Here is a 25,167-nt window from a genome sequence, read left to right on the forward strand (position 1 = left end):
TCAGATCAGACCGGTCGCATCGAACATCGGCACGGCATATGCCGCCGTCACATCCTCGAGCCAGGTCGCGGGCGCGGTGTTGGTCAGCCCGCCCATATCCCAGTAGTCCTTCCAGACCGTGATTTTGCCGTCGTGGACCTTGTGCACTGTGACAAACCTCAGCAGAGCGGTCTCGCCGCTGACCCACTTCCAGGTTTCGGAGTGCTCGTACAGGACGTCGTCGCCGTTGCTGACCAGAACGCCGTCATGATTCTCATACGATGCCAACGGTTCGAGTCCGACCTTGAGCTTCGCGACGATGTCCTCGGGTCCCCGAGTGGAAAGCGCCGGCCCCAGTGGCATATCGCAATAGATGCAGTCGTCAGACAGGAAGGTCGGCAAGAGCTCCCAGTCGCGCGCCGACAGGGCCTTCCACATGCCCAGCACCGTATCCTCAACTGACACTTGTCAACTCCGATTCGTGGATCGTCTGAGCCGGCGCCTTGTGCGCGGCCCGTAGAAATCTCCCGGTGCGCTGCGCGCCTACGACGTCCGTCGGCTCGCCGTCGAGGAATACGGCGCGGCCGGTGACGAAGACCGCGCGCACGGTGTCGTCGTTGCGGTTGACCATCCGGGACAGGCCACCGTACTGCTCGACCGGTGACTCGGCGTAGGTCTGAAGCGATTCGTCCAACCGCTCGGGGTCGATCACGACGATGTCGGCGCGGTCGCCCACACGCAGATGGCCGGCGTCGATGCGGTACCAGTCGGCGAGTTCGCCCGTCAGGCGGTGCACCGCCTGCTCGACCGTCATGAACGGCCTACCGGCCTTCTGCGCTTCGTGGACATGACGCAGGAGGCGCAGGTTCATGTTGTAGAAGGCCATATTCCGCAGATGCGCACCCGCATCGGAGAAACCCATCTGGATGCCGGGATCCCGCGCCAGCTTCTTGAGCACCTCGGGCCGGTGATTGGAGATCGTCGTACGCCAGCGCAACGCCGTCCCGTGCTCGAGCACGAGGTCGAGGAACGCGTCGACGGGGTGCAGGCCGCCGCGATCGAGGCCCACCTGGCCGAACGACTTACCGACCACCGACTCGTCGGGGCACGCGACGATCTCGGCGTCGAAGAAGTCGCGCTGCCACACCCGCATCCCGAACTTGCTCTCGTACTGCTTGCGGAATTCTCGGCGGTACGCCTCGTCGCGCAGCAGCTCGTTGCGTTCGACCTCGTCGCGAAGGTGCAGCGCCGCCGCGCCCGCACCGAACTCTTCGAAGACGACCAGATCGATACCGTCGGCGTACACCTCGAAAGGCACCGGCAGGTGCTGCCAGCGGAAGTTGCCGCCGAGGCGGTTGACCAACCGTGCCAGTGGGCCGAGCAGCTTGATCGCGTAGGGGTTCGACTTCACGTCGGCCGCCGACAGCAGGCTGGTCTTGAGCGGATTGCGGAAGATGCCCAGCGACTGGAACACCTGCGAACCCAGGTTCAGCGGGTTCTCGATGTCCGGTCCGGACTGCAGCACGCGGCCGGTCCGGCGCAGCTTCGACTTGAGGCGACGCAGCTCCCGCGGCTTGGCGTACGTTGACGGCAGTGTGCGGGACCGGCAGACCTCGCCGTCGAGCTTGTCGAAAAGCAGTTGCTGAGAGGACATTCCGACGAAACCGGCGCGTAACGCCTCGTCGAGCCAGCGCTCCATCTGGGCTTGTTCGCTTCTGGTCGGCCGTTGCCGCTTCTGGGTGGCGCGGTCCAGCCCCATGGTCGCGGCGCGCATATCGGAGTGACCGATGAACGCGGCCACGTTGGGTCCGAGGGGGCGTGCTTCCAGCGCCGCGATGTATTCCTCGCAGTTCGTCCAGGTCTTGTGGGTGTCGACGGCTCGGATCACGTGCTCGCGCGGGATCGCCTCGACGCGGCCGAAGATGTCGCCGGCGTCCACGCCGTCGACGTGCACGGTGGACAGTGAGCAGGATCCGAGCATCACCGTGGTCACGCCGTGTCGCAACGACTCGCTCAATGCGGGGCCGACCAGAACCTCCACGTCATAGTGAGTGTGGATGTCGAGCATGCCGGGCAACACCCACTGGCCAGTGGCATCGATGACCCGGCGGCAACTCGTCTCGTCGAGGTCCGCGGCGCTGATCGCGGCGACGTGGCCATGGCGGATGCCGATGTTGCGCACGGCCGATGGCGCGCCGGTGCCGTCGAACCAGCGGCCGTTTTTGATGATCGTGTCAAAACTCACCAAGTCATAGAACAGCGCCGACCGGCAGGTGTCAACGAAATCCGTGAACAGATTTCGAATTTTGTCTACTTTGCGTTCTGAGCTGCGGTTATCCAGACGCCCAGCCGTCGGGCTGACGGCCGTCCAGGTCGGTGAAACCGTATTCACGCGCGAGGTCGGCCGACGTGACGGACTGCTGGTTGAAGCGTGACCGGCGCGTGTCGGCGGCGATCGCGGCCACCCCGCGTCCGACGTATCTGGGTGTCTCCGACGCGGCGAAGGACGGGGGAGCGACCGGCCCATCGGAGCGCAGCGGGTCCAGTGCGATATGCCAGTTCTCCTCGGTGACGCCCCAGTTGTCGAGCATCATCTCCGACCGCAGCCAGCCGGGCGTGACGGCTACCGCGGTGGCACCGAAGCCCGCCAGCTCGTGGCCCTGGCTGTAGGCGAGCCGGTTGACGGCGACCTTGGCCAGGTCGTAGAACACCGACAACCGGTAGTTGTCGTCGTTGAAACTCTTTGTCCCGTCGGTCACTTCGACGAGCAGCCCGCCGGGACGGCACACCAGCAGCGGCAGCAGGCAGTGCGACGTGATGAGGTGGGTGTCGATACCGAGCCGCAGGATCCGCAGACCGTCGGCGAGGTCGTGCTCCCAGATCGGCCGGTTCCACAGCGGTGGGCCGCCTTTGAGGATCTCCGCGCCCCAGATGTCGTTGACGAGGATGTCGATCGCGCCGTGGTCGCTGCGCATACGGTCCGCGAGACGGGTCACCGCGTCGACGTCGAGATGGTCGACCTGCAATGCGATTCCGGTGCCGCCCAGGCTGGAGACGAGTTCGGCCGTTTCCTCGATGGTTTCCGGGCGGTCGTAGTCGGATCGGGCATTGCCGGACACGCTGCTGCGGCCGGTGCAGATCACCGTCGCCCCGGCTTCACCGAGCGCCGCCGCGATACCGCGTCCGGCCCCGCGCGTGGCTCCGGCCACCACGGCCACCCGGCCGCGCAGTGCATCTGCATCCGGAGTCCAGTCCATAGGTGCATACTTGCGAAAGTGACCCCGTTACAGCGGTATATCGCAGAAGAAATCGCCACCGATCACGTCGACGGGTTGCTGTCCAGACGCGAAGCCTTGCGCCGGCTGGCACTGCTCGGCGTCGGCACTGCGGCGGCGACCGCGTTGATCACGGCGTGCGGCGAGAACAAGCAGCCGACATCGAACGCGCCCGCGACGTCGAGCGAGCCGGCCACCGTCAGCGCATCGCCGCCAGGATCGGAGAACACCGTCCCGTCTACGCCGATCACCTGGGCCGGACCCGGTGGGGAACTGCAGGCGGCCTGGGCGCCCGCCGCCGAACCGCGCGGGGGAGTCCTCGTCATCCACGAGAACAAGGGACTCAACGACTACATCCGCTCGGTGGCCGGGCGATTCGCCGGCATCGGCTACTCCGCACTGGCGATCGACCTGCTGTCCGCGCAGGGAGGCACGGGCACGTTCGCCGATCCCGCCGAAGCCACGGCGGCCCTGGGCAAGCTGCCGCCCGAAGCGGCCCTGGCGGATCTGAAGTCGGGAATCGACGAACTCCAGCGCCGGGTGCCGGGCAAGAAGGTCGCCGCGGTCGGCTTCTGCATGGGTGGCGGTTTCGTCTGGCGATTGCTGGCCTCTGGTGAGCCGCGGCTGGCCGCCGCCGTGCCGTTCTATGGTCCGACGCCCGACAACCCGGATTTTGCCGGCTCCAAAGATGTTGCAGTACTGGGTATCTACGCCGCCCAGGACCAGCGTGTCAACGCCACCGAGCCGGTCGCGCGGGCGGCCCTGGAGAAGGCTGGCCTGGAATTCGAACTGGTCACCGAACCCGACGCCAACCATGCGTTCTTCAACGACACCGGCGACCGGTACAACGCCACCGCGGCCGAGGATGCCTGGCGTCGGGTGCAGGACTGGTTCACCGCGCACGTCGCCTGAGTCGCCCTACCGACACGGTCACTCACGGTGTTCACGGTGTGTTATCCCACCGGTTGATGTCGCGTTGTTGACCGCACATGCGTCCGGGTCAAATTCAGCTCATGCGGGTAGCACAGGTCGCGAATTTCTACGGCCCGCGTTCGGGAGGTCTGCGCACGGCAGTGGATCGTCTCGGTGCGGAGTACTGTGCACGCGGACACGACGTCTTCCTGGTGGTGCCGGGCCGAACCTTCGAATGGCACGAGTTGCCGTCGGGAGTCGTTCGAATCTCGCTGCCGGCTCGGCTCATCCCGTTCACCGGTGGATATCGTGCCGTGCTGCCCGGACCCGTCACCGAACTGCTGGCGCAACTGGCGCCGGACGCACTCGAAGTATCCGATCGGCTCACCCTGCGCTCGCTCGGTGACTGGGGCAGGCAGCTCGATGTCGCGACGGTGATGATCTCTCATGAGCGACTCGATCGCCTTGTCGGGCAGGTGCTTCCGGCGCGTGCTGCCCGCTCGATCGCCGACGCCGCCAACCGCCGCACCGCCGAGAACTACGACGCGGTCGTGTGCACCACGGCGTTCGCGCGTGAGGAGTTCGACAGGATCGACGCCACGAACGTGGTCACGGTGCCACTCGGCGTGGACCTCGACCAATTCCATCCCAGCCGACGATCCAGCTCGGTCCGCCAGCAGTGGGCCAGCCCGGAGCAGACGTTGTTGGTGCACTGCGGCCGTCTATCGGTGGAGAAGCATGCGCACCGCAGCATCGATACCGTTGCCTCCCTGCGTGACTCGGGTGTGGACGCCCGCCTCGTGGTCGTCGGTGAAGGCCCGATGCGCGCCAGGCTCGAACGCCAGGCCGCCCGCCTGCCCGTTGACTTCACCGGTTACATCGGGTGCCGCGACACGGTGGCCACCATCCTGGCGACCGCCGACGTCGCGATCGCGCCGGGTCCGCACGAAACGTTCGGCCTTGCCGCCTTGGAGGCGTTGGCCTGCGGTACGCCGGCGGTGGTTTCGCGGACGTCGGCGCTCGCGGAACTTCTGACCGCCGAAAGTGGTGCCGCAGCAGACAACGACCCGGATGCCATCGCGCAGGCGGTGACGACAATCATCAGCCGTCCAGAGCGGTTGCGGCGCAACGATGCACGACGCCGAGCAGAACAGTTCACCTGGTCGCGAGCTGCCACCGGAATGCTGAACGCGCTGGGTGCGGGTTAGGTCGCCCCGGCGACACAGATTAGGTTGTCGGCATGGGTGGCGTGCCGACCGGCCCACAGGACATCGAGCGAACCCGCACCCTGTGGTTCGCCTTGCTGCTCACGGTGGCCAACGGATACCTCGACGCGTACACCTACATTGCGCGTGGTGGTGTGTTCGCCAACGTGCAGACTGCGAACGTCATCTTCGGCGCGATCAACACATCGGAAGGCAAGTGGTCCGCGGCGCTCGCCCACGTCTGGCCGCTGCTCGCGTTCATCGTCGGCATGGCGCTGGCATCGCACATCAAATCCGGCCGCGTCGAGCGCCTCGTCCCGCACGCTCTGCGCTGGACCATGGCCGTGCAGGCCGTCTCGCTGGGCATCATCGGTTTCGTCCCCGCCTCGGTACCCCACAGCTACGTGACCGTGCCGATCTCGTTCCTGGCGGCCATGCAGATCGGTCTGTTCCGCAACATCGGTGACCTGGCCTATCTGCCGGTCGCGACCACGGGCAACCTGATGCGACTCATGGAGTCCGGGTATGACGCGTTCGTCGAGAAACACGCGGAGTCACGGCGCGCCTTCGGGGTCTATGGTGCGCTGATCACCGTCTTCGGGCTCGGGGCCCTCGCGGGTTCGTTCGCCAGCGTCGCGTGGGGAGTGCATGCGATCTGGCTGCCTGCCGGATTCCTGGCCATCACACTCTGTTTGTTCATCGTCGATGAGCACTACCTGCGTTGATCTACGATCCAGGGATGATCCGGTCGCTGACGTTCCTTCTCGCCGCAGCGACGCTGCCGCTTGCCTCCACTGCCGTCGCCGTCGCCGAACCCCCGCCCACCTGCACCTACAATTTGTCACCGCCGCAGGTCGTGGACGTGTCGGGCACGAGCATGGTCACCGCGACGATCTCGCCGGGCGCGTGCGAGCGATCGAACGTTTACCTCTCGGTGGCCTGTCTGCAGATGCAGGGCAGCCCCAACCCGCCCATATGCCAGTCGAGCAACGGAGTGCTGCCCGCGCAGGTCTACTACGCGCCGCACGAGCCTGGCGCCACCTACGTCTCGACAGGCCGGGGATGCGCGAACACCGGGAATCCGCCGCAGCCGGTGTGCACGCCGGTCGGGCCTCTCACCGCGACGGTTTAAACGGAGACACGATGAAGAAAGTATTGCTGGCATGCGTAGCCATCTGCCTGGCAGCCGCGATCGCCGCGTGCGGCAGCGAATCCAGCTACACCACCTCAGAGGGCGATAGCGGCACCGCGACGGCGACCGCGAGCCCAGAATCCACCGGCAGCACCACCGAGGCGTCGGGCCCGACGATCACGATGGCGAACATGAGCTTCGGTGATCCGATCACCGTCGCACCGGGCGCGACGATCACGCTCACGAACGACGACTCGGCCGAGCACTCCGTGACGTCTGAGTCCGAAGGCAAGTTCGACGTGCACGTCGACGCCGGAGAGCAGGGCACACTCACCGCGCCGACCGAGCCGGGAGAGTACGCGTTCTACTGCGTGTATCACCCTTCCATGAAGGGCACCTTGATCGTCCAGTAAGCCGGGCCGGCATCCGGTTCCTTCGTCCGGCTGCGGTTTAGACGTATCGACGGACGGGCATCCGCAGAATTAGCGGGTTCGTTAATCGTCGTGACCCGGGGCAATTCGAAGGAGCCGACATGGATAGCAACGCCATAATCTGGATCGTTGTCGCTGTCGCGGCGATAGTTGTCATCGCGTTTGTCGCGTGGACCGTTCGCAACTCACGCCGGCGTGCCGAAGCCGAACGGCTGCGGGGCGAAATCGGTCAGCGCACAGAGCATCTCGAGAAGCGCGAAGCCGTGGCCGCCGAGACCGAGGCGAAAGCGAAAGCCGCGCAGGCAGAGGCGGAGGCGAAGGCCGCCGAGGCCGCGCGCCTGCAGAACAACGCGCGTAGCCACCGTGAGGCGGTCGATACCACCCGCGAGGAACTCGATGCGCACCGTGAGCGGGCTGACCAGCTGGATCCGAAGGGCAGCACTGCCGACACCGCCCCCGGCAAGGCAGACGAAGTGCGTGCCGACATGCCCACGACGTCGCAGCAGCGTCCCGCGACGGAGGAGCATCTGCGTTCGTGACACCGAGCAAGAAACCCGCGGCAGCGGTGCTGTTCGACATCGACGGCACCCTGGTCGACTCGAACTACCACCACGTCGAGGCGTGGTCCCGCGCCTTCGCCGACGTCGGAATTCCGGTGGACGCGTGGCGGATTCACCGCTTGATCGGCATGGACGGCACCACCCTCGTCTCCACGCTCACCGGCGACGCCGACAACGATGTCCAGGAGCGCGCAAAGGACCTGCATTCCCGGTATTACAAGGAGAGCGCCTCGCTGTTGCGGCCGCTGCCGGGTGCGCGGGGGCTTCTCGAAGCCGTTCATCAGCTAGGGGTGCAGGTTGTGCTGGCCACGTCGGCGCCCGATGACGAGCTCGCCATCCTGCGCGACGTGTTGGAGTGCGATCACCTGGTGTCGGCGATGACATCGTCGGCCGATGTGGACACCGCCAAGCCGAAGCCCGACATCATCAACGTCGCACTCGAGCGTGCCGGGGTAAAGGCCGCGCACGCCGTGTTCGTCGGTGATGCGGTGTGGGACGTCGAGGCCTGCAAACGCGCCGGTGTGCTCGCCATTGCGCTGCTCAGCGGCGGAGTGTCGAAGTGCGAACTCGAGGAGGCCGGGGCCCATCAGGTGTTCGAGGACGCCATCGATCTGTGCCAGCACCTCGACGACACGCCAATCGCGGCACTCGCCAACCTGGTGGGAGCCCGCTAGTCGACTGACTTGCCGATCAACTGCTCCAACAGAAATTCGGCGAGCCATTGCTCGAATCGGCCCCGCGACCACCCTCGCGTGCGGACCAGCCGGTCATGCAGCAGCGGGTCCGAGGCCAGCCAGGCGATGTCGGCACCCTGGTTCTGGTTGAGTCCGGGTTTGAGCGCGCCGAGGGCGGCCAGCCGTCGCACGATCGTGCGTGCACCTGCTAGCCGCCGCCGCTGCGACTCGTCGAGCAAGTCCTGCGCTTCGGTGTCCCCGTTCGCGGCGATCTCGAGCGCGCGCATCAGGGGGCCGACGCGGATGTCGATATCGACCAAAACGTCGACCCAGCCGGTGATCAGCTTCCCCGGATCTGCCTGCTCGAGGAGTTCGCGGAGGTCGCGGCGATCCGCCAGCGCCAGCTGTCGGTCGTCGCCGGTCACCGCCCAGTCCAGCGCGGTCTTGAGAAGGTCGAGCTTGCCGCCGACTGCAGTGAACACCGTCTTGCGGCTGACTCCCGCGGCTTCCGCGACGGCGTCGACGGTCGTCGCCCCGTAGCCCCGCGCCGCGAAGAGCCCAGAAGCCGTGGCGACGATGACCCGGCGCGTTTCGAGCGCCTGCGCCGCGCGCAAGTCCGATCGATAGCCACGCTTGACACCCGGGGACATTCTAGGTAAGCCTTTGTCTATTCATTACATTGAATGTTACCTCAATTGGAGCACGTATGGAGGCCATCATCGTCGGCGCAGGCCCCACCGGGCTGTTCACCGCGATCGCGCTGGCTCGCCGTGGACGCGAGGTCGTCGTGGTCGACCGCGACCCGGGGCCACCGGACCACGCGGAGTGGCGGCGTAGGGGAGTGATGCAGTTTCAGCATGCCCACAGCTTTCGCGGGCAGGTGGTCGACGCATTGAATGCCGAAATGCCTGACGTGCTGGCCGGTTTGCTCTCGGCAGGCGCCTCGGTGGTGAGGACGTCGGGTCAGAACAGCCGAGCCGCCGCGCTGCACTGCCGCCGAAGTGTGTTCGAGCGCGAGCTATGGCGCCGTGCCACCAGCGACCCCCGGATACGCCTTGTTGAGGGACATGTGACCGAGGTGGTTGTTCAGCGAGGACGCGCCGTCGGAATCAGGGTCGGGGCCGATGCGCTGGACGCCGATCTGATCATCGACGCCTCGGGTCGTGCGGGCCGCATCGCCGGCGCGGCGCGCAGCCGCGGTGAGGGCGCAGATTGCGGGGCCGCCTACGTCAGTCGGCAATATCGGTTGCGACCGGGTGCGCGTCCTGGCCCGATGAATTCAGTGATCGGTTTGTCTCTCAACTTTCCCGGTTACGCAGCGGTGACGTTCCTGCACGACAACGACACGTTCACGGTCACGATCATCCACGATGGCGCGGATCGTCGTCTGCACCGCCTCCGGCATGACGGGGTGTTCGAGGCTGCGGTGGGCGCGATCCCGGGACTGGCCGACTGGGTCGATTCCGACCGCTCGCTGCCGATCATGCCGGTCCTGGCCGGCGGTCGGTTGTACAACCACTACCGCGGTCAGCTCGACGATTCCGGTCGCCCAGCCCTTCCCGGGCTGATCTCTGTCGGAGATTCCGTGTGCACCACGACGCCGTTGGCCGGCCGCGGCATCGCGTTGGCCTTCATGCAGGCCAGTCACCTGTTAAGGCTGCTGACTGGCAACAACGACGACATCGTAAGCGTGACAACGGAATTTGATGCCTGGTGCACCGCCAACATCAAGCCGTGGTTCGCCGACCACCAGGTCGTCGACAGTGACCGGATTCGTCGGTGGTCGGGTGGTGACATCGATCTCGGACGCCGGTTGCCGTCAGATCTGATCGTTGCCGCAGCTGAGGCCGACCCGCGTCTCACCGAGGCCGTCGCGCCATACATCACCATGGACGGCTTGCCCGACACCCTACTGCCGGTCGAGCGACGTGCTCGCGAGATCTACTCACGCGGATGGCGGCCGACTCCACCCGAAGGGCCCAGTCGTCAGGAGCTCATCTCGGTGGCGTCCAGGACACCGGCAGCCGCTTGATTCCGTGGATGAACGGCGACAACAGTCGCCGAGGTTCTTCTGTCGCGGCGATGTCGGGAATCTGGCGGTGCAGTTCCTCGAAGACGACGCTGATCTCGCGGCGCGCGAGGTTGGCGCCCAGGCAGAAGTGCGCACCGCCGCCACCGAACCCGGCATGCGGGTTGGGGTTGCGGCCCACGTCGAACGTCCACGGATCGGCGAACTTGTTCTCGTCGCGATTGGCCGAGCAGTACCAGAGGGACACCTTGTCGCCCGCCGCCATCTTGGTGCCGCTCAGCTCGCAGTCCTCGGTCAACGTGCGCCGCATGTAGATGACGGGCGACGCCCACCGCACGATCTCCTCGACGGCCGTCGGCGCCAGCGCCTCGTAGTCCGCCCACCACCGTGCGCGTTCCTCGGGATACCGGGTCAACGCGAGGACGCCGTGGCTGATCGCGTTGCGGGTGGTCTCATTGCCCGCGACCACCAGCAGAATGAAGAACGACGCGATTTCGGCCGAAGTCAACCGCTCACCTTCGACCTCGGCCTGCACCAGTGCGGTCGTCAGGTCCTCGTGCGGGTTGGCCCTGCGATCCTCGGCGTGCGCGGTCGCATACGCGCCGATGTCCATGGCGACCTTGACGAACTCCTCGTAGTCCGTGGCGATGTCCTTGTCGCCGAATCCGAGAATTACGTTCGTCCAGTGGAAGATCTGATCGTGGTCGTCCTCGGGGAGGCCCATCATGTCGCAGATGACCTGCAGCGGCAGCGGGCCTGCCAATTCGGTCACCACCTCGCCCGTCCCGTCGGGATGCTCGGCGATCATCTTCTCGACCAGGCGGCGTGCCCGCTCCCGGACCGACGTCTCGGTGCGAGCGACGACCCGAGGGGTGAACGCCCTGCTGACGATGTTGCGCAATCGCAGGTGCTTCGGGTCGTCCATGGCGATCATCGAGCCGAAGAACTCCGACACCTCGGGGTTGGCGTCGTTGATGGTGATACCGGGACTGGAACTGAAGATCTGCGGGTGACGACTGGCGAAGTGGACATCGTCGAACCGGGTCACCGCCCAATGCCCCGGCCCGGCTTCCACGCCGGGGGTTTCCAGCGGCATATGAAAGGAGACCGGCGCCTCGCGTCGCAGCGTGGCGAACGCCCCGTCGCGCATATCGTCGTCGAGGACCCAGAACTTCCAATCGCCGAGGTCGATGTCCGACATCGGCACGTCCGGGGGAGCTGATCCGTTCGTTTTCGTCGCGATACCCACAGTTCGGAGCGTAAGCCGCTTCGAGCGCGAGCAGACGCGAATCCCCCCAATTTGCCCCCGAAATGGGGGTTTTCACGACTCCTCGCGGTACAAAGGTTCCGTGCGTAACCCACATGCCGGACAACCCTTTACGGCGACGGACGACGAAATAGCCGAAGCGTTGCTGGACGTCAGCATCCCGACCCTGATGTTGTCGCTGGTGCACATGTCCGGCGACCCGTCGCTGATCCGCGGTGATTTGAAGCCGGCGGGCCTGTTCCTCAACGAAGTTCAGGGCTACATGTCCGAAGAGGACAAGGCCGCGGTCCGCAAGATCGCCCTCGAGGTCATCGCGGACTACCGCGACCGGGGCTGCCCGGAGCCCGAACCCGTCGGCGCCGAGTTGCTCCACGAGATGATGCAGTGGCTGGTGTGCGAGCCGGTGCCCGCCGAGTACGTACCGATGGTGCTCGAGGAAATGGAGCTCGACGGCCGCGACGCCAGGGCCACGGGCGAGGTGGCCGAATCCGCCCGCGAAGAGTTTCCCGTCGTGGTGATCGGCTGCGGTGAATCCGGACTGCTGGCGGGGATCCGGCTCAAGGAAGCCGGGATACCGTTCACGATCGTCGAGAAGAACGCCGGTGTCGGGGGGACGTGGTACGCGAACACCTACCCCGGCGCGCGGGTCGACGTCGGTAATCATTTCTATTGCTATAGCTTCGAGCCGACCGATCACTGGACACACTTCTTCGCCGAGCAGCCGGAGCTGCAGTCGTACTTCCAGGGTGTGATGGAGAAGTACGACATCGAGCCGCACGTCCTCTGGGAAACCGAGGTGACGGAGGCTTCGTGGAACGACGCCGACGCGACGTGGACGGTCCGCGCTCGCGACCGGGACGGTGGGACGAAGGAGCTCACCGCCCGCGCGGTGATCAGCGCGGTCGGACAGCTCGATCGGCCGCACACACCGTCGATTGACGGCCAACAGGATTTCGCCGGACCGGCGTTTCATTCCAGCGAATGGGACCACTCGGTCGATCTGCGCGGCAAGAACGTCGCGATGATCGGCGCGGGCGCCAGTGGATTCCAGATTGCCCCGACCATCGCTCCGGACGTCCACCGTCTCACCGTGTTTCAGCGCACCGCGCAATGGATGTTCCCGAATCCGAACTACCACGAGAAGGTGGGGCCCGGTGTCCAGTGGGCGCTTCGCCACCTTCCGTTCTACGGCCGGTGGTACCGCTTCCTGATCTTCTGGCCGGGGTGCGACAAGGGATTGGACGCGGCGCGCGTCGACCCGGACTACCCCGACCAGGAGAAAGCCGTCAGCGAGATCAACGAGATCACGCGGCTCATGTTCACCGAGTGGATCACCAGTCAGGTCGGCGACGACGCCGATCTGGTGGCCAAGGTCGTGCCCGATTATCCGGCGACCGGTAAGCGCACCCTGCAGGACAACGGCAGCTGGCTGAAAACGCTGACCCGAGACAACGTCGAGTTGGTGCGCACGGGTATCGACCATATCGAAGCCGACGCGGTCGTCACCGACGACGGCACCCGATATCCGGCCGACGTCATCGTTTACGCCACCGGCTTCGAGCACACCAAGATGTTGTGGCCCATGACGATTCGCGGTCGGGACGGTGAGATCCTCAGCGAGCGTTGGGGGGAGCGGCCGGTGGCGTATCTGGGTATCACGATCCCGGACTTTCCGAACTTCTTCTGCATGAACGGTCCCGGCACCTGGCTGGCAAGCGGTGGCAGCCTGATCTTCCACTCCGAGTGCCAAATGCGTTACATCAGCGAGTGTCTGGAGTTGCTCATCAAAGGCGGACACGCCACGATCGAGCCGACGGTTGAGAAGACGACGGACTGGCATGAGCGCAGCCAGGCCGAGATGGCCAAGATGGTGTGGTCACAGCCGACCATCAAGCATTCGTTCTTCAAGAACAGCTTCGGCGAAATCCACACACTGAGCCCGTGGCGCCTCGTCGACTACTGGACCTGGACGCGAGAGCCGAATCCGAAGGACTTCGTGATCCGTTAGGCCAGTTGCCAATTCATGTTCTTGGCGAATGCCTTGGCGTCGTCGGAGATGGTGCCGAGTTCGTGGCTGCGCTGGATGTAGCCCTGGACCATCGGGAGGAAGTTCGTCGGGTTGTAGGCGTCCTCTTCGTTGTGCCACATTCCGTTGCCGCCGTACCGCAAGATCGTGATGCACGGAGCCTCATAGACGGTACCGTCCCCGGGATCCTTCATCCGGTTCATGATTTCGCTGAAGACCCAACCCTTTTCCACGTCGATCGAGTACCACGTGACCGGGTAGAACGGCATCTCGCTACCGGGGAAGGTGTCCATCGTCGACGCGATCCACTCGCTGATCTTGTCACGTCCCGCCATCTTGCCGTAGAGATGTTCGACGTAGGTCGCATCCTCGGTGAACAGTTCGCCGTAGCGCGCCCACTCCCACGACTCGCCGATCTCGACCACCAGATCCTGGTGACGCTGGAAGGTTTCCTCGATCTCCTCGCGTGACCACCGACTCATATGTCTCTCCTAAACGTCAGGTCAGTTCCCAGTTCATGTTCTTGGCGAATGCCTTGGCGTCGTCGGAAATGGTCCCGAGTTCGTGGCTGCGCTGGATGTATTGATGGATCATCAGCATGAAGTTCATCGGGTTGTACGCGTCTTCTTCGTAGCTCCACTTGTCATCACCGGCGTACTCCAGCACGGTGATGACTCCTGCGCCGTGGACGCTGCCGTCGCCGGGATCCCGCATCGTGTTGATGTTCTTGAAGATGACCCAGCCCTTGTCGACGTCGATCGAATACCACTCGACCGGATATGTCGGCATCTCGCTGCCGGGGAAGGTGTTCATCGTCGAGACGATCCACTCGCGGATGTTCTCGCGGCCTTCCATGTTCCCCAGTGCATGCTCGACGTAGCGCGCATCCTCGGTGAAATGGTCGGCGTAACTGGACCAGTCCCAAGTCTTTCCGACGTCGACGACGGATTCCTGGTAGCGGCGCCAGGCCTCTTCGAGTTCTTCACGTGACCATTTGCTCATCGCGGTGACTCCCTCGGCTCGCGAAATGAAACTAGAACCTGTTCTACCAAAGGAAGCTGGACCCGGGAGGCTTTTCAGCCCTTCAGTAGTCGTTCGGTAGGCCAGGCAACGTCGACCGTACGAAAGCGGCTGCTGCACAGTGCAACAGCATTTGCATCGGCGATCGGATCCAGAGTTGCCTCGGTTCCCGTCGTCGTCACCTTCATCCGCGTTACTGTCGCTGCCATGACACTCGGTATCGACGCGCAGGTACTCGCGGAGATGGCGCCGTTGTTCGCAGAAGTCGGCGAGTCAGAGCCCGCCGCCGTCGGCGACGTCGATGCGCGGCGCATCAGCGGCCACCGGATGTTCGATCTGGTCGGCTCCAGACGGGCACCGACCGCAGGCATCGACACCGAAAGTCACACGATGACCGCTGCGGACGGCGCAACCGTGGATCTCACCTGGTATCACCAGTCAGGTGGTCCCGGCCCCGGCAGCGCCGCGCTCTATCTGCACGGTGGGGGCATGATCTTCGGACTCGAGCAAGTCGGCGTCCTCTACGACCTGGCGGTGCGGGAGTATGTCGCGGCCTCGGGCGTGCCGATGCTCGTGGTCGACTATCGCGTGGCACCCGAGCATCCAGACCCGACGCCGGTCGAGGACTGCTACCACGCGCTGGTGTGGCTGGCCGAACATTCGGCAGAGCTCGGCGTCGACCCCGCACGCCTGGCTGTGATGGGCGACAGCGCCGGTGGCGGGCTTGCGGCTGGGGTGTGCCTGCTGGCGCGGGACCGTGGCGGACCCGCTGTCGCACAACAAATCCTGATCTATCCGATGCTCGATGATCGGCCCATGACGCCTAATCCGGATCTGCTGCCATTCCTGACGTGGACCTACGACGACAACCTCACCGGATGGGGCGCGCTGCTCGGCGAGCACGCCGGCGGAGACCGCGTCTCGCCGTACGCGGCACCGGCGCGCGCCGAGGACCTCGCCGGTTTGCCCGACACGTACATCGACGTCGGTGATCTCGACGTGTTTCGCAACGAGGACATCGAATATGCCCGGCGGCTGGGTGACGCGGGCGTTCCGACGGAGTTGCACGTGTACCCGGGCTGCCCCCATGCGTTCGAGGCCCTGGCGCACGAGGCGGCTGTGTCGCGGCGGGCGATCAGTGATCGCGTGCGCCGTCTGCGCGGTCTATAGCAGGCCGCGGTCAGGGGGCGTCCGGTGCCTCGACGACAGCCTTGATCCGCTCCAACGTCTTGCGCATGTCACGGATGTTGCGGCGGCGTCGCAGCTGCCCGCCGAAGATCGAGAAGAGCTTCATGGTGAGCGAGTCGTCGAGTCGGAAGGATTCGGTGACGTCGGTACCGCCGTCGGTTGGAGTGAGACGGTAGTGCCAGTTGTTCACCGCCTTGCCGTTGAGCAGGACAGCGAAGCCGAACTCGCGTCCCGGCTCGCAGGCGGTGACCTCGCACGTCGTCCAGTAGACGGGTCCGATCTCGTTGCGCTTGACGTGCCCGCGGAAACGGGCACCCAGCGCAGGACCCGTCGCTGAGCCGACCCACTCCGCTTCCATCACCTCCGGTGAGAAGCGACCGGTGTTGCGTACGTCGGCGATCAGATTCCAGATCTTGTCCGCGGGAGCCGCCATCGACACCGTCACCGATCCGTCCATCGCTACTCCTGCCGTCGGAAAACTGCCTTTGCCTTCACGCACGTTGCACGGTAGCAAGGGGCCAGACCGAGCGTTCCGTAGCATTTGCGCAGAGTCGGGAGGTGCGTTTGAAGATTCGTTTCGGTGTCGGATTGGGCGCTGAAACCGGCCCGGACGAACTGCCCGCCGTCGTCGACCACCTCGAGTCGGCGGGGGTGGATTCGCTGTGGTTCTCCGAACTCGTCTACAGCAAGGCCGTGGACCCGTTCATCGGCATGGCGCACGCAGTGTCACGGACCGTCAACCTGAAGGTCGGCACCTCGGTTGCGGTGCTGCCGGGCCGGCATCCGGTGCTGGTGGCAAAACAGCTGGCGTCGTTGGCGGCACTGGCGCCCGGGCGGGTGCTCCCGGTATTCGGCCTGCGGCCCGCCATCCCGGGGGAACGTGAGATCTTCGTCGTCCCCGACGGCGCACGGGCCGCGGTCTTCGACGAGTCGTTGCGACTGCTGAGATCCGTTCTGGAACAAGACGATGTCTCGTTCACCGGCGACTACTACTCCGTGAGCTCGGTCGCTGTCGCCCCTCGACCGGTCAAGGCGCTGGACATCTGGCTCGGCGGCTCGGCGCCCGCGGGCTTTCGGCGCATCGGACAGCTGGCCGACGGATGGCTCGGCAGCTTTCTGACTCCGGCCGAGGCCCGTGCCGGACGCGAACAGATCCGAAGGGCGGCCGAGCAGGCGGGCCGCGAAATCGACGCCGACCACTACGGCATCAACCTCGCGGTGTCCGAGGGCGCCCTGCCGGACGAGGTCGCCGCCGCAATTCGCCGTCGCAGACCGGACGTGGACCCGTCGGAATTCGTCGCCGACAGCTGGTCGGGCCTGCACCGTCAACTCGACGCATACCTCGAAGCGGGGCTGAGCAAGTTCGTCATCCGGCCCGCGGGCCGGGCCAGACCACCGGAATTCATCGACCGGTTCGTGACCGAATTATTACCCCGGCAGAACTGATGACGCGATTCGGCGGTGAACCATCTCGGCGGCCGTAGCGTGGGTAGGAGTGTGTGCTCAGGCCGCATCTGCGCCACCTTGCCCGGGAGGAGATCGAAATGAGGCTTCGGTTCTTGCGGACCGGTCGGTCGGTGCTGATCGCCGGGCTGGCCGCCTTGCTGACGTTCGGCCTCGTCAGCCCACCCACTGCCCTGGCCGACGACCGCCTTCAGTTCACCGGTACGACCCTGTCCGGCGCACCGTTCTCGGGCACGAGCCTGATCGGCAAGCCCGCGGTGTTGTGGTTCTGGACACCGTGGTGCCCGTTCTGCAACGCCGAGGCGCCGAGCATCAGCCAGGTCGCGGCAGCCAACCCCGACGTGACCTTCGTCGGGATCGCAGCCCGCTCGGACGTGTCGGACATGGAGGGGTTCGTGTCGAAATACAACCTCGGTTTCACGAACCTCAACGACGCCGACGGTTCCATCTGGGCGCGCTACAACGTGCCCTGGCAGCCCGCCTACGTCTTCTACCGCGCGGACGGCTCGTCGTCGTTCGTGAACAATCCGACCTCGGCGATGTCTCTGCAGGAACTGTCCGATCGGGTAGCGGCGCTCGTCTAGCCGGTCATCGGCGTGGACCACGATCTGATCGGTCTGGCGTTCGCCGCCGGGTTGGTCGCCGCGCTCAATCCGTGCGGCTTTGCGATGCTGCCCGCCTATCTGGCACTGGTGGTGCGGGGCGACGCCAACGGCGAACGGGGCGGCGCGCTCGCTGCGCTAGGCCGTGCCGTCGCGGCGACCGGCGCCATGGCGCTCGGCTTCGTAGCGGTGTTCGGCACGTTCGGACTGCTGACGATCGCCGCGGCATCCAGGGTGCAGCGTTACCTGCCGTACGTCACGGTGGTCATCGGCGTGGTCCTCGTCGCCCTTGGTGTCTGGTTGTTGCTCGGCCGCGACTTCGCGGCGCTGATTCCGACGGTGCACACGCGTTCGGCGCCGACTGCGCGCCTTGGCTCGATGTTCGGCTACGGCCTCGGCTACGCCGTCGCGTCGTTGTCCTGCACGATCGGCCCTTTCCTCGCGGTCACCGGGATGGCGTTCAAGGGTGACTCCCGAGTCGGCGGGGCGCTCGTCTACGTCGCCTACGCCGCCGGATTCACGTTGGTGGTCGGCGCGTTGGCCATTGCCGCCGCGGTGGCGAGTTCAGCCGTCGCCGACCGAATGCGCCGAATAATTCCTCACCTCAACCGGATCAGTGGCGCGCTGCTTGTCGTGGTCGGTCTTTACGTGAGCTATTACGGCGTTTACGAGGTGCGTCTGTTCGCCGCCGACGGTGACCCGACTGATCCAGTGATCGCCGCCGCCGGCCGGATACAAGGTGCGATAGCCGGCTGGACGCATCAGCACGGAGCCTGGCCGTGGGTGGCGCTGGTGGCCGCGCTCGCAGTTGTGCTCGTGGCCGTGCGCGCGAGGACTACAACCGCGACGAGATATCGCCGTGCAAGTCGGGCCATGGCGGGCGACGAACCATAGCTATGCCTGCGCATGCGGCCGAGACCAGTCCGACACAGATGCCCAGCAACGCGATGCGGGTGGTGTCGGCGGCGGGAACCCATGCGGCCTGGCCGTCTTTGACGACAAACACCCCAAGGGCGCCGCCGCGCGCCCTGCTCACCGATATGACCGTCGTACCGTCCGCGGTCTCGTGCGGCTGTCCGTACACGCGTGAGGCATCGGCGTGGGCGGCATCGCGCAGTTCTGAAACGTCTCGCAGGTTCATGCCTTCATGCTTACTACCGCACGCCGGTTCCGGGAAGTCGATGAGTTCTGTCGGTCGTCGCAGTCTCCATCGCAGTCACCGCGGTGCACACAGGAGGTCATTGTGGTCTTGCAGGAGGTCATCGTCGCCGGTCATCTCGTCGTCGACCCCCCACGGCGCGACGACTACCTGGCGGGGTGCGTGGACGTCGTCCGTCAGGCCCGCGCCACCGCGGGCTGTCTGGACTTCGCGTTATCGGCCGACCTTGTCGACGCTGGGCGGATCAACATCCTCGAGCGCTGGGAGTCGCAGGCGGCGGTCGAGGCGTTCCGTGGCAGCGGTGTCGGCGGCGAACAGGGGGCGGCCATCCTCGCCGCGTCGGTGGTCGAGTACGACGTCGGCGCGGCCCGCAATCTCAGTTGACGCGGCTCGTGGTTGTGACAAATCGCTGACGTTGCGCTGGGCGCAGGTCTGAGTGCTGCGTTGCTGAGGGCCGGTTCGGACAGCGCGGCAGGGGCGACGCCACCCGACCGTCGGACCGGCACCGCCGACGCTTGAAAGGCCGTGGACGTGGGTATAGGCACGGTTGCACACGAGTGGGCGTCCCGCCCCGTCAATGACTTAGGACCACGATGCGAGAATATTCGCTGACGTCAGATACGTGGCGACCCGCGGCAGGCCGATTCACCGATGAGGCTGTTAGGGGTTGTCTCATGTACTGTGCGTAAACTGCGCACATGACGGGGGAGGTCACCGCACCGATGCGGGGGCTTCGCAAATTTCCAGAATCAAACGTCAGAGGCTATATACCTTGCCAGAAACGACCAGCGACGCGAGCGGTCTCAAACCGCATTTCGAGGACGTGCAGGCGCACTACGACCTGTCCGACGAATTCTTCCGGCTCTTCCTCGACCCGACGCAGACCTACAGCTGCGCGTACTTCGAGCGCGATGACATGACGCTGGAGGAGGCGCAGATCGCCAAGATCGATCTGTCGCTCGGCAAACTGGACCTGAAGCCCGGAATGACGCTTCTCGACATCGGCTGCGGCTGGGGCGCCACGCTGAACCGCGCTCTGGAGAAGTACGACGTGAACGTCATCGGCCTCACCTTGAGTCAAAACCAGAAGGCCCACGTCGAGAAGGTGTTCGCCGACTCGCCCAGCACGCGTACCAAGCGGGTGCTGCTCCAGGGCTGGGAGCAGTTCGACGAACCAGTCGACCGCATCGTCTCGATCGGCGCCTTCGAGCATTTCGGCCGCGATCGCTACGACGATTTCTTCAAGAAGGCCTACGCGGTGCTCCCGGACGACGGGGTGATGCTGCTGCACACGATCATCAAGCCCGAAGACCAGGAGTTCTTGGACAAGGGCCTGAAGCTGACCATGAGAATCGTCCGATTCTCGAAGTTCATCATGGACGAGATCTTCCCCGGTGGTGATCTGCCGAAGCCGTCTCAGGTCGAGCAGCACGCCGCGGAGGCAGGCTTCCAACTCAAGCGCGCCCAGCGGCTGCGGATGCACTATGCCCGCACGCTGGACATCTGGGCGGACAAGCTGTCGGCGCGCAAGGACGAAGCGCTCGCGATTCAGTCTCAAGAGGTCTACGACCGGTACATGAAGTACCTGACCGGTTGCGCCGACCTCTTCCGCGAGGGCTATACCGACATCTGCCAGTTCACCCTCGCCAAGAGCTAGGCGAGCCTGCCCGCACCGATCTTCGCGACGGCGTCGACAACCGCTGCCGGCCTGTCCAGCGAAACGAACGTTCTCGCGTCGGGCACCTCGATCAGCGTCGAGTCGGTGAACAGGGCTGCCAGCCTGCGGCCCAGCGCCGGGGTGAATGCGCGGTCGCGCTGACCCCAGACGATGGTGACCGGCTTGGTGAAGCGGGGCAGGCGAGTCGACACATCGGTCAGGTCGGTCTTGGCGACTGCGCGCAACAGGCGTGCCAGGTCCCGCCGGATCCGGACGTCGGTGCGGCCGGGCTCCAGCCACGACGCCGTCAGTCGGGCGTCCGGATTGACAAGCAGGCCGAAGCCGAGCGGCGAGTGCCGCAGCGCCTTGATCCGCATCTGCTCGAACAGCACCTTGATCGACCGCGGTCCGCGCAGCAGCGCGAACACGAGCGTGAACGGGAACGGTGGGAACTTGTCGAACGCGTCGCAGTTGGTCAGGACCAGTCGGCCGACAAGGTCGGGGTACGCATCGATGACCAGCTGGCACAATCCGCCACCGGTGTCGTTGCCGACCAGGGTGACGTCGGAAAGACCCAGCTCGACGATGAAGTCGCCGATCATGGTCGCGACCGAATGCGGGGACAATTCGGCGCCCTCGTTGACCGGAATCGTGTGCGAGCCCAGCGGCCAGTTCGGCAGGTAGCACCGGAAGCCACGCTTTGCCAGCCCGTCGGCCACGCGGTCCCACAACCGGCTGTCTACGAGGATTCCGTGCACGAACACGACGGGCGGGTGCGGCGAGTCCTCCGGACCCAACACGCGGTACTCGATGGTCGCTTGATCCAGTACGGCCTGCGGCATGTTCGCTATCCTTCCCATAACTTACAAACACTTGGTATGAAAGTTACGTGCAGGCTGTATGAAAGTCAACGATCGGGCCGCAGGGGCATCGACCACCCGGCGCACCCAGGCCGAGCGCACCGCCGCCACGCGCGCGCTGCTGATCGATGCCGGCCGAAAGCTGTTCGCCGACAAGGGCTTCAACGATGTCTCGACTCAGGCCATCGTCGCAGCGGCCGGGGTGACGCGAGGTGCGCTGTACCACCAGTTCGACGACAAGATCGGCCTGTTCGCCGCGGTCTATGAGCAGGTCGAGCAGCAACTGGTCGAGGACATCGCGCGGCAGATCGCCGAGTTGCAGCCTCTCGATCCGCTGCAGGCGATGCAGGTCGGGGCGCGGTTGTTCCTCGATGGCTGCGCGGCGCCCGATGTTCAGCAGATCGTGCTGATCGATGCCCCCGCGGTGCTGGGGTGGGACCGCTGGCGCGCTGTTGGCGTCAAATACGGGCTCGGGATCATCGAGGGCATGCTTGCCCACGCGATCGCCGAGGGCGCGGTCCCCGAACAGCCGTTGCGGCCGACGGCGCATGTGCTACTCGGCGCGCTCGACGAAGCAGCGCTGTTCGTGTCCCGCGCCGGAAATCGCGAACAGGCGCGCAGTGAGATGGATGCCGTATGCGCGCGCTTGATCAGCGGGATCGCCGGGCGCGGTGCGCTGCCGTCATGAACGGGGCAGGCTGGATCTCCACACCGCGGTCCAGGGGGCTGCTCTTGGCGGCGCTCGTGCTGTCGTTGGTCCTGGGGGCTGCGTTCATCGTCGTCGATCGACTCGAAGCTGACGCGCTTCAGCGCGACATCGTGCCCTTGACCGATGAGCAGGCCGTGCACCAGGTCGTCGGACCGGCCCGGCAGATCGTCGCGACCGCGCACCTGAAGGACGCCGCCGCCGGCTACGCCTTCATCTCCTGCGTCAGCGAAGACGAGCCGCCCTATCAGGCGGTCCTTCACATGAGTTTCAGACTCCCGCAGGTTGATTGGAGACGCCGCCTGGATGAGGTCGCCTCAGCGATGATCGCCGACGGCTGGGCGAACGCACCCGCCGCCGCCGAGCACTTCGGCCGGAAGCTCACCAGCGACGGCGTCACGGCTGTGCTGCAGCGCAACGTCGACGACGTGGGCTTTGCCACCGTGCGGTTGTACGGCGAATGCCGCAACACGGCGGACCATCGACACGACAATCCGGCATGGACGGAAGTCAGTCTGTGACTTCGGCCATGCTGCGTTGCAGCAACATCGTGTCGAGCCACAGGCCGTGCTTGTACCCGACCGACGTGAGCCGTCCGGCGTCGATGAATCCCCGATTGCGGTGCAGCGCAAGGGAGGCTGCGGCGCCGGCCGTGTCCACGATGACGGCGATGATCTGCCGTACTCGGAGGCGGTCACATTCGGTGAGCAGGCTATCGAGCAGCATGCCGCCGATGCCCAGCCCCACCGCGCTCGGCGCGAGGTACACGGAGTCCTCCACGGTGTGGCGATAGGCCGGCCGCGTCTTCCACGGTGAGCAGTAACCGTACCCCGCCACCTTGCCGTCCAAGCTCGCTGTGACAAAAGGCAATTCGCGCTCGGCGATGTCGTCGAAGCGCCCGCGCCACTCGTCTGCGTTCGGGGGAGTCAGCTCGAAGGTCGCCACGGAAGTCAGGACGTGATGGGCGTAGATCTCTGCGATCGCGTCGAGGTCGTCGGTGACTGCGGGCCGGATCGCTACATCGGTGCGGCTCATCGGCCGTTCAGCAGGCGACCGGGTTCGATTCGCAGTATGGGGTGGTGCCGGGGAAGCGGTACCGATGGTCGGCGACCCAGCGGTAGACCGCTTCCTCGAGTGACCGAATGCCGGGGATGCGGTAGATCATCAGCGGGATCCGGGTGCCGAGGGCGACCGATACCGCGGCGTTGGCCGCCTCCGCCCCCGAGTACACGTTTCCCTCGGCGTCCAGCCAGCGCACCGAATCCATCAGGTTCGAGTCGGCGATGCCGAGCCGCTCCGCGGTGCCGGGTGTCTGCAGTGGTTCGGTGTGCAGGTCGCCGGTGCGGTTCAGTTTCAGCAGGAAGTTCCGCGATCGGGTGCACATGCCACAGTTGCCATCGAAGAACAGTGTTCCGGACATGCCCTCATTATCCTCGTCGGCGTCCTCGCCGGAGGCTACCGGGCCGGTGGTCCCGGGGGCGCGGCGTCAGGTGCGGCATCCCGGCGGCGGGCGGCCATGCCGCCCAGCGCCTCGAATACCACGCGGTGCGCGGCGTTCACGGTCAGCTCCGCGTGGTCGTAGGCCGGAGCCACCTCCACGACGTCGACGCCGACGACGTCGTGTTCGCGACAGAGTTGCCGAACCAACCTCAGCAGGTCCGCCGTGGTGATGCCACCCGGCTCCGGGGTCCCGGTGCCGGGTGCATGCGCGGGGTCGAGCACGTCGATGTCGACGGAGACATAGAGCTTCTCGGCCTTGGCCAGCGCCTCGTTCACGGCGTCGCGCATGACCTCCTTGAAGCCGCGATCCCAGATCTCCTGCATGGTGTGCCACGTCATGCGCTGTTCTTGCATCCACTCGAAGGTGTCCTGTGGCGGCCAGTAGCCGCGCAGGCCGACCTGAACGAAATGGCTGCCGGGAACGGCACCGGATTCGATGAGCCGTCGCATGGGCGTGCCGTGGCTGGCGAGGTTGCCTTCGATCTCGTCGGCGGTGTCGGCGTGCGCATCGAAGTGCACGATGCCCACGTTGCCGTAGCCGTGGACGTCGGCGACCGCGGTCGCGGCGGGCCAGGTGATCGAGTGGTCGCCGCCCAGGATGACGGGCACGATGCCGCGCGACGCGATGGCGTGCACGCGCTCCCGGATGTTGTTGTGCGAGACCTCGGTCTGCCCGTGTGGGCAGTACGCGTCGCCGAAGTCGACGACCTCGAGCCAGTCGAAGATCTCGAGGCCGAGATCGAGGTGGTAGGTGCCGGGTTCGTAGGCAGTGGCCCGAATCGCGCGCGGACCGAACCGGGCGCCGGGCCGGTTCGTGGTCCCGACATCGAACGGCGCCCCGACGATCGCGACGTCAGGTCGCCACGACTCCAGCTGTTCGACCTCGGTGAGGAAGGGTCGGTGCCCGAACGATGCCACGCCCGCATAGGCGAGCTCGAGCTGTTCGATCATCCCCGGCGGAAGGTCGCGCTGATGTCCGTGATCGTGGCTCATTCGTCGACCGTACAGATGTGCCGGCTCAGTCGGACACGTTATGGGGTTGCCGCTCAACCGAAGTGAGCGCTTCGCGCAGTAGCGCCGGGATGGGGCGTTTGGCCCAGTCTTCGGTCGAGACGACGACGTAGACGTTGTGACCGCGTACCGCGGACCGGTGTTCGGCGGCGGGTTCGCCGTCCTTGCCGCGCAACACGTTGAAAGCGAGGGTGAAGCTGGTGGATCCGATTCTCTCGCAGTTGACCTCGACGCGGACGGTGTCACGCCACCTGACCGGGCCCTTGAAGTCGATCTCGCTGTGCACCACCTGGATGTCGTACCCGCTCGCGATCAGCCCCGGATAGGTGACGCCGAGATGGTCGAGGAACCCGGTGCACGCCTCATCGAACCAGGTGAGGTAGTGACCGTTGAAAACGACACCCTGCTGATCGACCTCGGCGTAACGCGGCGTGATCGGCAACGAAAACGAGGTCACCGCTTCACCCTAGCGAGCAGGCTCGGCCCGGGGTTCAGTCTTCCCGCACGACG

31 protein-coding genes are annotated in these 25,167 nt (G+C 65.6%); 17 read left to right on the top strand and 14 right to left on the bottom strand.

Going from position 1 to position 25,167, the window contains the following annotated elements; all coding sequences use genetic code 11:
• The 3 genes from G6N36_RS04145 to G6N36_RS04155 form a co-directional block, all read right to left on the bottom strand.
• On the bottom strand, positions 1-444 hold the full coding sequence (locus G6N36_RS04145) for a nuclear transport factor 2 family protein (RefSeq protein ID WP_163685191.1): 444 nt from the start codon (positions 442-444) through the stop codon (positions 1-3).
• The gene (locus G6N36_RS04150; protein ID WP_179964708.1) at positions 434-2,224 is read right to left on the bottom strand and encodes an N-acyl-D-amino-acid deacylase family protein; all 1,791 of its coding nucleotides are present in this window, start codon (positions 2,222-2,224) and stop codon (positions 434-436) included. The genes G6N36_RS04145 and G6N36_RS04150 overlap by 11 nt, the downstream gene beginning before the upstream one ends.
• Positions 2,225-2,312: 88 nt before the next feature.
• On the bottom strand, positions 2,313-3,236 hold the full coding sequence (locus G6N36_RS04155; RefSeq protein WP_163685195.1) for an SDR family oxidoreductase: 924 nt from the start codon (positions 3,234-3,236) through the stop codon (positions 2,313-2,315).
• 18 nt (positions 3,237-3,254) lie between these two features.
• On the opposite strand from G6N36_RS04155, the gene G6N36_RS04160 reads away from it, so the two are divergent.
• From G6N36_RS04160 to G6N36_RS04190, 7 genes are all read left to right on the top strand, one after another.
• Complete coding sequence (locus G6N36_RS04160) at positions 3,255-4,166, top strand: dienelactone hydrolase family protein (protein WP_163685197.1); 912 nt, start codon at positions 3,255-3,257, stop codon at positions 4,164-4,166.
• A gap of 101 nt (positions 4,167-4,267) precedes the next feature.
• Positions 4,268-5,374, top strand: a complete 1,107-nt coding sequence (locus G6N36_RS04165; protein WP_163685199.1) for a glycosyltransferase — start codon at positions 4,268-4,270, stop codon at positions 5,372-5,374.
• A 32-nt stretch (positions 5,375-5,406) separates the two neighbouring features.
• Positions 5,407-6,096: a YoaK family protein gene (locus G6N36_RS04170; RefSeq protein WP_163685201.1), complete on the top strand. Its 690-nt coding sequence runs from the start codon at positions 5,407-5,409 to the stop codon at positions 6,094-6,096.
• A 14-nt stretch (positions 6,097-6,110) separates the two neighbouring features.
• On the top strand, positions 6,111-6,503 hold the full coding sequence (locus tag G6N36_RS04175; RefSeq protein WP_163685203.1) for a hypothetical protein: 393 nt from the start codon (positions 6,111-6,113) through the stop codon (positions 6,501-6,503).
• Positions 6,504-6,514: 11 nt separating this feature from the next.
• Entirely contained in the window at positions 6,515-6,916 is a 402-nt protein-coding gene (locus G6N36_RS04180; protein ID WP_163685205.1) for a cupredoxin domain-containing protein, read from the top strand.
• A gap of 119 nt (positions 6,917-7,035) precedes the next feature.
• Entirely contained in the window at positions 7,036-7,473 is a 438-nt protein-coding gene (locus G6N36_RS04185; protein ID WP_163685206.1) for a hypothetical protein, read from the top strand.
• On the top strand, positions 7,470-8,168 hold the full coding sequence (locus tag G6N36_RS04190; RefSeq protein ID WP_163685208.1) for an HAD family hydrolase: 699 nt from the start codon (positions 7,470-7,472) through the stop codon (positions 8,166-8,168). Before G6N36_RS04185 ends, G6N36_RS04190 begins: the two co-directional genes overlap by 4 nt.
• Here the strand turns inward: G6N36_RS04190 and G6N36_RS04195 are convergent.
• Complete coding sequence (locus G6N36_RS04195; protein WP_163685209.1) at positions 8,165-8,818, bottom strand: TetR/AcrR family transcriptional regulator; 654 nt, start codon at positions 8,816-8,818, stop codon at positions 8,165-8,167. The two genes, G6N36_RS04190 and G6N36_RS04195, sit on opposite strands and share 4 nt — an antisense overlap.
• 56 nt (positions 8,819-8,874) lie before the next feature.
• Between G6N36_RS04195 and G6N36_RS04200 the strand changes: the two genes are divergently transcribed.
• A complete protein-coding gene (locus G6N36_RS04200; protein ID WP_163685211.1) occupies positions 8,875-10,200 on the top strand; it encodes an NAD(P)/FAD-dependent oxidoreductase in 1,326 nt (441 codons plus the stop codon).
• Here the strand turns inward: G6N36_RS04200 and G6N36_RS04205 are convergent.
• The gene (locus G6N36_RS04205) at positions 10,163-11,398 is read right to left on the bottom strand and encodes a cytochrome P450 (RefSeq protein WP_163690391.1); all 1,236 of its coding nucleotides are present in this window, start codon (positions 11,396-11,398) and stop codon (positions 10,163-10,165) included. The two genes, G6N36_RS04200 and G6N36_RS04205, sit on opposite strands and share 38 nt — an antisense overlap.
• A 148-nt stretch (positions 11,399-11,546) precedes the next feature.
• On the opposite strand from G6N36_RS04205, the gene G6N36_RS04210 reads away from it, so the two are divergent.
• Positions 11,547-13,472 (top strand): flavin-containing monooxygenase, encoded by a 1,926-nt coding sequence (locus G6N36_RS04210; protein ID WP_163685213.1) that lies wholly within the window; start codon positions 11,547-11,549, stop codon positions 13,470-13,472.
• On the opposite strand, the gene G6N36_RS04215 is transcribed toward G6N36_RS04210, so the two are convergent.
• Positions 13,469-13,972, bottom strand: a complete 504-nt coding sequence (locus G6N36_RS04215; RefSeq protein WP_163685215.1) for a nuclear transport factor 2-like protein — start codon at positions 13,970-13,972, stop codon at positions 13,469-13,471. The genes G6N36_RS04210 and G6N36_RS04215 overlap by 4 nt on opposite strands.
• A gap of 16 nt (positions 13,973-13,988) precedes the next feature.
• Positions 13,989-14,492, bottom strand: a complete 504-nt coding sequence (locus G6N36_RS04220; RefSeq protein WP_163685217.1) for a Cif family virulence factor — start codon at positions 14,490-14,492, stop codon at positions 13,989-13,991.
• 225 nt (positions 14,493-14,717) lie between these two features.
• Between G6N36_RS04220 and G6N36_RS04225 the strand changes: the two genes are divergently transcribed.
• Positions 14,718-15,680, top strand: a complete 963-nt coding sequence (locus G6N36_RS04225; protein ID WP_163685219.1) for an alpha/beta hydrolase — start codon at positions 14,718-14,720, stop codon at positions 15,678-15,680.
• A 10-nt stretch (positions 15,681-15,690) separates the two neighbouring features.
• Here the strand turns inward: G6N36_RS04225 and G6N36_RS04230 are convergent, their stop codons facing one another.
• The gene (locus G6N36_RS04230) at positions 15,691-16,155 is read right to left on the bottom strand and encodes an SRPBCC family protein (protein ID WP_163685221.1); all 465 of its coding nucleotides are present in this window, start codon (positions 16,153-16,155) and stop codon (positions 15,691-15,693) included.
• A gap of 107 nt (positions 16,156-16,262) precedes the next feature.
• Between G6N36_RS04230 and G6N36_RS04235 the strand changes: the two genes are divergently transcribed.
• The 3 genes from G6N36_RS04235 (at position 16,263) to G6N36_RS04245 (ending at position 18,658) form a co-directional block, all read left to right on the top strand.
• Entirely contained in the window at positions 16,263-17,144 is an 882-nt protein-coding gene (locus G6N36_RS04235; protein WP_163690393.1) for a TIGR03854 family LLM class F420-dependent oxidoreductase, read from the top strand.
• A 98-nt stretch (positions 17,145-17,242) separates the two neighbouring features.
• Entirely contained in the window at positions 17,243-17,746 is a 504-nt protein-coding gene (locus tag G6N36_RS04240; protein ID WP_163685222.1) for a disulfide bond-forming protein DsbE, read from the top strand.
• Between the two features lie 12 nt (positions 17,747-17,758).
• The gene (locus tag G6N36_RS04245; protein ID WP_163685223.1) at positions 17,759-18,658 is read left to right on the top strand and encodes a cytochrome c biogenesis CcdA family protein; all 900 of its coding nucleotides are present in this window, start codon (positions 17,759-17,761) and stop codon (positions 18,656-18,658) included.
• Here the strand turns inward: G6N36_RS04245 and G6N36_RS04250 are convergent.
• Complete coding sequence (locus G6N36_RS04250) at positions 18,600-18,905, bottom strand: hypothetical protein (RefSeq protein ID WP_163685224.1); 306 nt, start codon at positions 18,903-18,905, stop codon at positions 18,600-18,602. The genes G6N36_RS04245 and G6N36_RS04250 overlap by 59 nt on opposite strands.
• 102 nt (positions 18,906-19,007) lie before the next feature.
• Here G6N36_RS04250 and G6N36_RS04255 point away from each other — a divergent pair, with 102 nt between their 5' ends.
• Positions 19,008-19,307, top strand: coding sequence for a putative quinol monooxygenase (locus G6N36_RS04255; protein ID WP_235689967.1), 300 nt, complete (start codon positions 19,008-19,010; stop codon positions 19,305-19,307).
• Between the two features lie 388 nt (positions 19,308-19,695).
• Positions 19,696-20,580 (top strand): cyclopropane mycolic acid synthase family methyltransferase, encoded by an 885-nt coding sequence (locus G6N36_RS04260; protein ID WP_163685226.1) that lies wholly within the window; start codon positions 19,696-19,698, stop codon positions 20,578-20,580.
• On the opposite strand, the gene G6N36_RS04265 is transcribed toward G6N36_RS04260, so the two are convergent.
• The gene (locus G6N36_RS04265) at positions 20,577-21,422 is read right to left on the bottom strand and encodes an alpha/beta fold hydrolase (RefSeq protein ID WP_163685227.1); all 846 of its coding nucleotides are present in this window, start codon (positions 21,420-21,422) and stop codon (positions 20,577-20,579) included. The genes G6N36_RS04260 and G6N36_RS04265 overlap by 4 nt on opposite strands.
• A gap of 58 nt (positions 21,423-21,480) precedes the next feature.
• Between G6N36_RS04265 and G6N36_RS04270 the strand changes: the two genes are divergently transcribed.
• Entirely contained in the window at positions 21,481-22,128 is a 648-nt protein-coding gene (locus G6N36_RS04270; RefSeq protein WP_163685229.1) for a TetR/AcrR family transcriptional regulator, read from the top strand.
• Positions 22,125-22,667, top strand: a complete 543-nt coding sequence (locus G6N36_RS04275; protein ID WP_163685231.1) for a lipoprotein LppJ family protein — start codon at positions 22,125-22,127, stop codon at positions 22,665-22,667. The genes G6N36_RS04270 and G6N36_RS04275 overlap by 4 nt, the downstream gene beginning before the upstream one ends.
• On the opposite strand, the gene G6N36_RS04280 is transcribed toward G6N36_RS04275, so the two are convergent.
• Genes G6N36_RS04280 through G6N36_RS04295 form a run of 4 tightly spaced genes read right to left on the bottom strand, consistent with a single transcriptional unit; the run spans position 22,657 to position 25,114 of the window.
• Positions 22,657-23,181 (bottom strand): GNAT family N-acetyltransferase, encoded by a 525-nt coding sequence (locus tag G6N36_RS04280; protein ID WP_163685233.1) that lies wholly within the window; start codon positions 23,179-23,181, stop codon positions 22,657-22,659. The two genes, G6N36_RS04275 and G6N36_RS04280, sit on opposite strands and share 11 nt — an antisense overlap.
• 7 nt (positions 23,182-23,188) lie before the next feature.
• The gene (locus G6N36_RS04285; protein ID WP_163685235.1) at positions 23,189-23,566 is read right to left on the bottom strand and encodes a thiol-disulfide oxidoreductase DCC family protein; all 378 of its coding nucleotides are present in this window, start codon (positions 23,564-23,566) and stop codon (positions 23,189-23,191) included.
• Between the two features lie 35 nt (positions 23,567-23,601).
• A complete protein-coding gene (speB, locus tag G6N36_RS04290; RefSeq protein WP_372512227.1) occupies positions 23,602-24,639 on the bottom strand; it encodes an agmatinase in 1,038 nt (345 codons plus the stop codon).
• 25 nt (positions 24,640-24,664) lie between these two features.
• Positions 24,665-25,114, bottom strand: a complete 450-nt coding sequence (locus G6N36_RS04295) for an acyl-CoA thioesterase (protein ID WP_163685237.1) — start codon at positions 25,112-25,114, stop codon at positions 24,665-24,667.
• Between the last annotated feature and the right edge of the window lie 53 nt (positions 25,115-25,167).

This window comes from Mycolicibacterium gadium (assembly GCF_010728925.1).
Classification (GTDB): Bacteria; Actinomycetota; Actinomycetes; order Mycobacteriales; family Mycobacteriaceae; genus Mycobacterium; species Mycobacterium gadium.

Coding starts and splice junctions, on each gene's coding strand:
- G6N36_RS04205 (WP_163690391.1), bottom strand. CDS start 11,398: ATGTCGGACATCGACCTCGGCGATTGGAAGTTCTGGGTCCTCGACGAC.
- G6N36_RS04200 (WP_163685211.1), top strand. CDS start 8,875: ATGGAGGCCATCATCGTCGGCGCAGGCCCCACCGGGCTGTTCACCGCG.
- G6N36_RS04215 (WP_163685215.1), bottom strand. CDS start 13,972: ATGAGTCGGTGGTCACGCGAGGAGATCGAGGAAACCTTCCAGCGTCAC.
- G6N36_RS04280 (WP_163685233.1), bottom strand. CDS start 23,181: ATGAGCCGCACCGATGTAGCGATCCGGCCCGCAGTCACCGACGACCTC.
- G6N36_RS04185 (WP_163685206.1), top strand. CDS start 7,036: ATGGATAGCAACGCCATAATCTGGATCGTTGTCGCTGTCGCGGCGATA.
- G6N36_RS04285 (WP_163685235.1), bottom strand. CDS start 23,566: ATGTCCGGAACACTGTTCTTCGATGGCAACTGTGGCATGTGCACCCGA.
- G6N36_RS04220 (WP_163685217.1), bottom strand. CDS start 14,492: ATGAGCAAATGGTCACGTGAAGAACTCGAAGAGGCCTGGCGCCGCTAC.
- G6N36_RS04195 (WP_163685209.1), bottom strand. CDS start 8,818: ATGTCCCCGGGTGTCAAGCGTGGCTATCGATCGGACTTGCGCGCGGCG.
- G6N36_RS04155 (WP_163685195.1), bottom strand. CDS start 3,236: ATGGACTGGACTCCGGATGCAGATGCACTGCGCGGCCGGGTGGCCGTG.
- G6N36_RS04230 (WP_163685221.1), bottom strand. CDS start 16,155: ATGGACGGATCGGTGACGGTGTCGATGGCGGCTCCCGCGGACAAGATC.
- G6N36_RS04225 (WP_163685219.1), top strand. CDS start 14,718: ATGACACTCGGTATCGACGCGCAGGTACTCGCGGAGATGGCGCCGTTG.
- G6N36_RS04240 (WP_163685222.1), top strand. CDS start 17,243: ATGAGGCTTCGGTTCTTGCGGACCGGTCGGTCGGTGCTGATCGCCGGG.
- G6N36_RS04170 (WP_163685201.1), top strand. CDS start 5,407: ATGGGTGGCGTGCCGACCGGCCCACAGGACATCGAGCGAACCCGCACC.
- G6N36_RS04180 (WP_163685205.1), top strand. CDS start 6,515: ATGAAGAAAGTATTGCTGGCATGCGTAGCCATCTGCCTGGCAGCCGCG.
- G6N36_RS04270 (WP_163685229.1), top strand. CDS start 21,481: ATGAAAGTCAACGATCGGGCCGCAGGGGCATCGACCACCCGGCGCACC.
- G6N36_RS04250 (WP_163685224.1), bottom strand. CDS start 18,905: ATGAACCTGCGAGACGTTTCAGAACTGCGCGATGCCGCCCACGCCGAT.
- G6N36_RS04175 (WP_163685203.1), top strand. CDS start 6,111: ATGATCCGGTCGCTGACGTTCCTTCTCGCCGCAGCGACGCTGCCGCTT.
- G6N36_RS04275 (WP_163685231.1), top strand. CDS start 22,125: ATGAACGGGGCAGGCTGGATCTCCACACCGCGGTCCAGGGGGCTGCTC.
- speB (WP_372512227.1), bottom strand. CDS start 24,639: ATGAGCCACGATCACGGACATCAGCGCGACCTTCCGCCGGGGATGATC.
- G6N36_RS04165 (WP_163685199.1), top strand. CDS start 4,268: ATGCGGGTAGCACAGGTCGCGAATTTCTACGGCCCGCGTTCGGGAGGT.
- G6N36_RS04265 (WP_163685227.1), bottom strand. CDS start 21,422: ATGCCGCAGGCCGTACTGGATCAAGCGACCATCGAGTACCGCGTGTTG.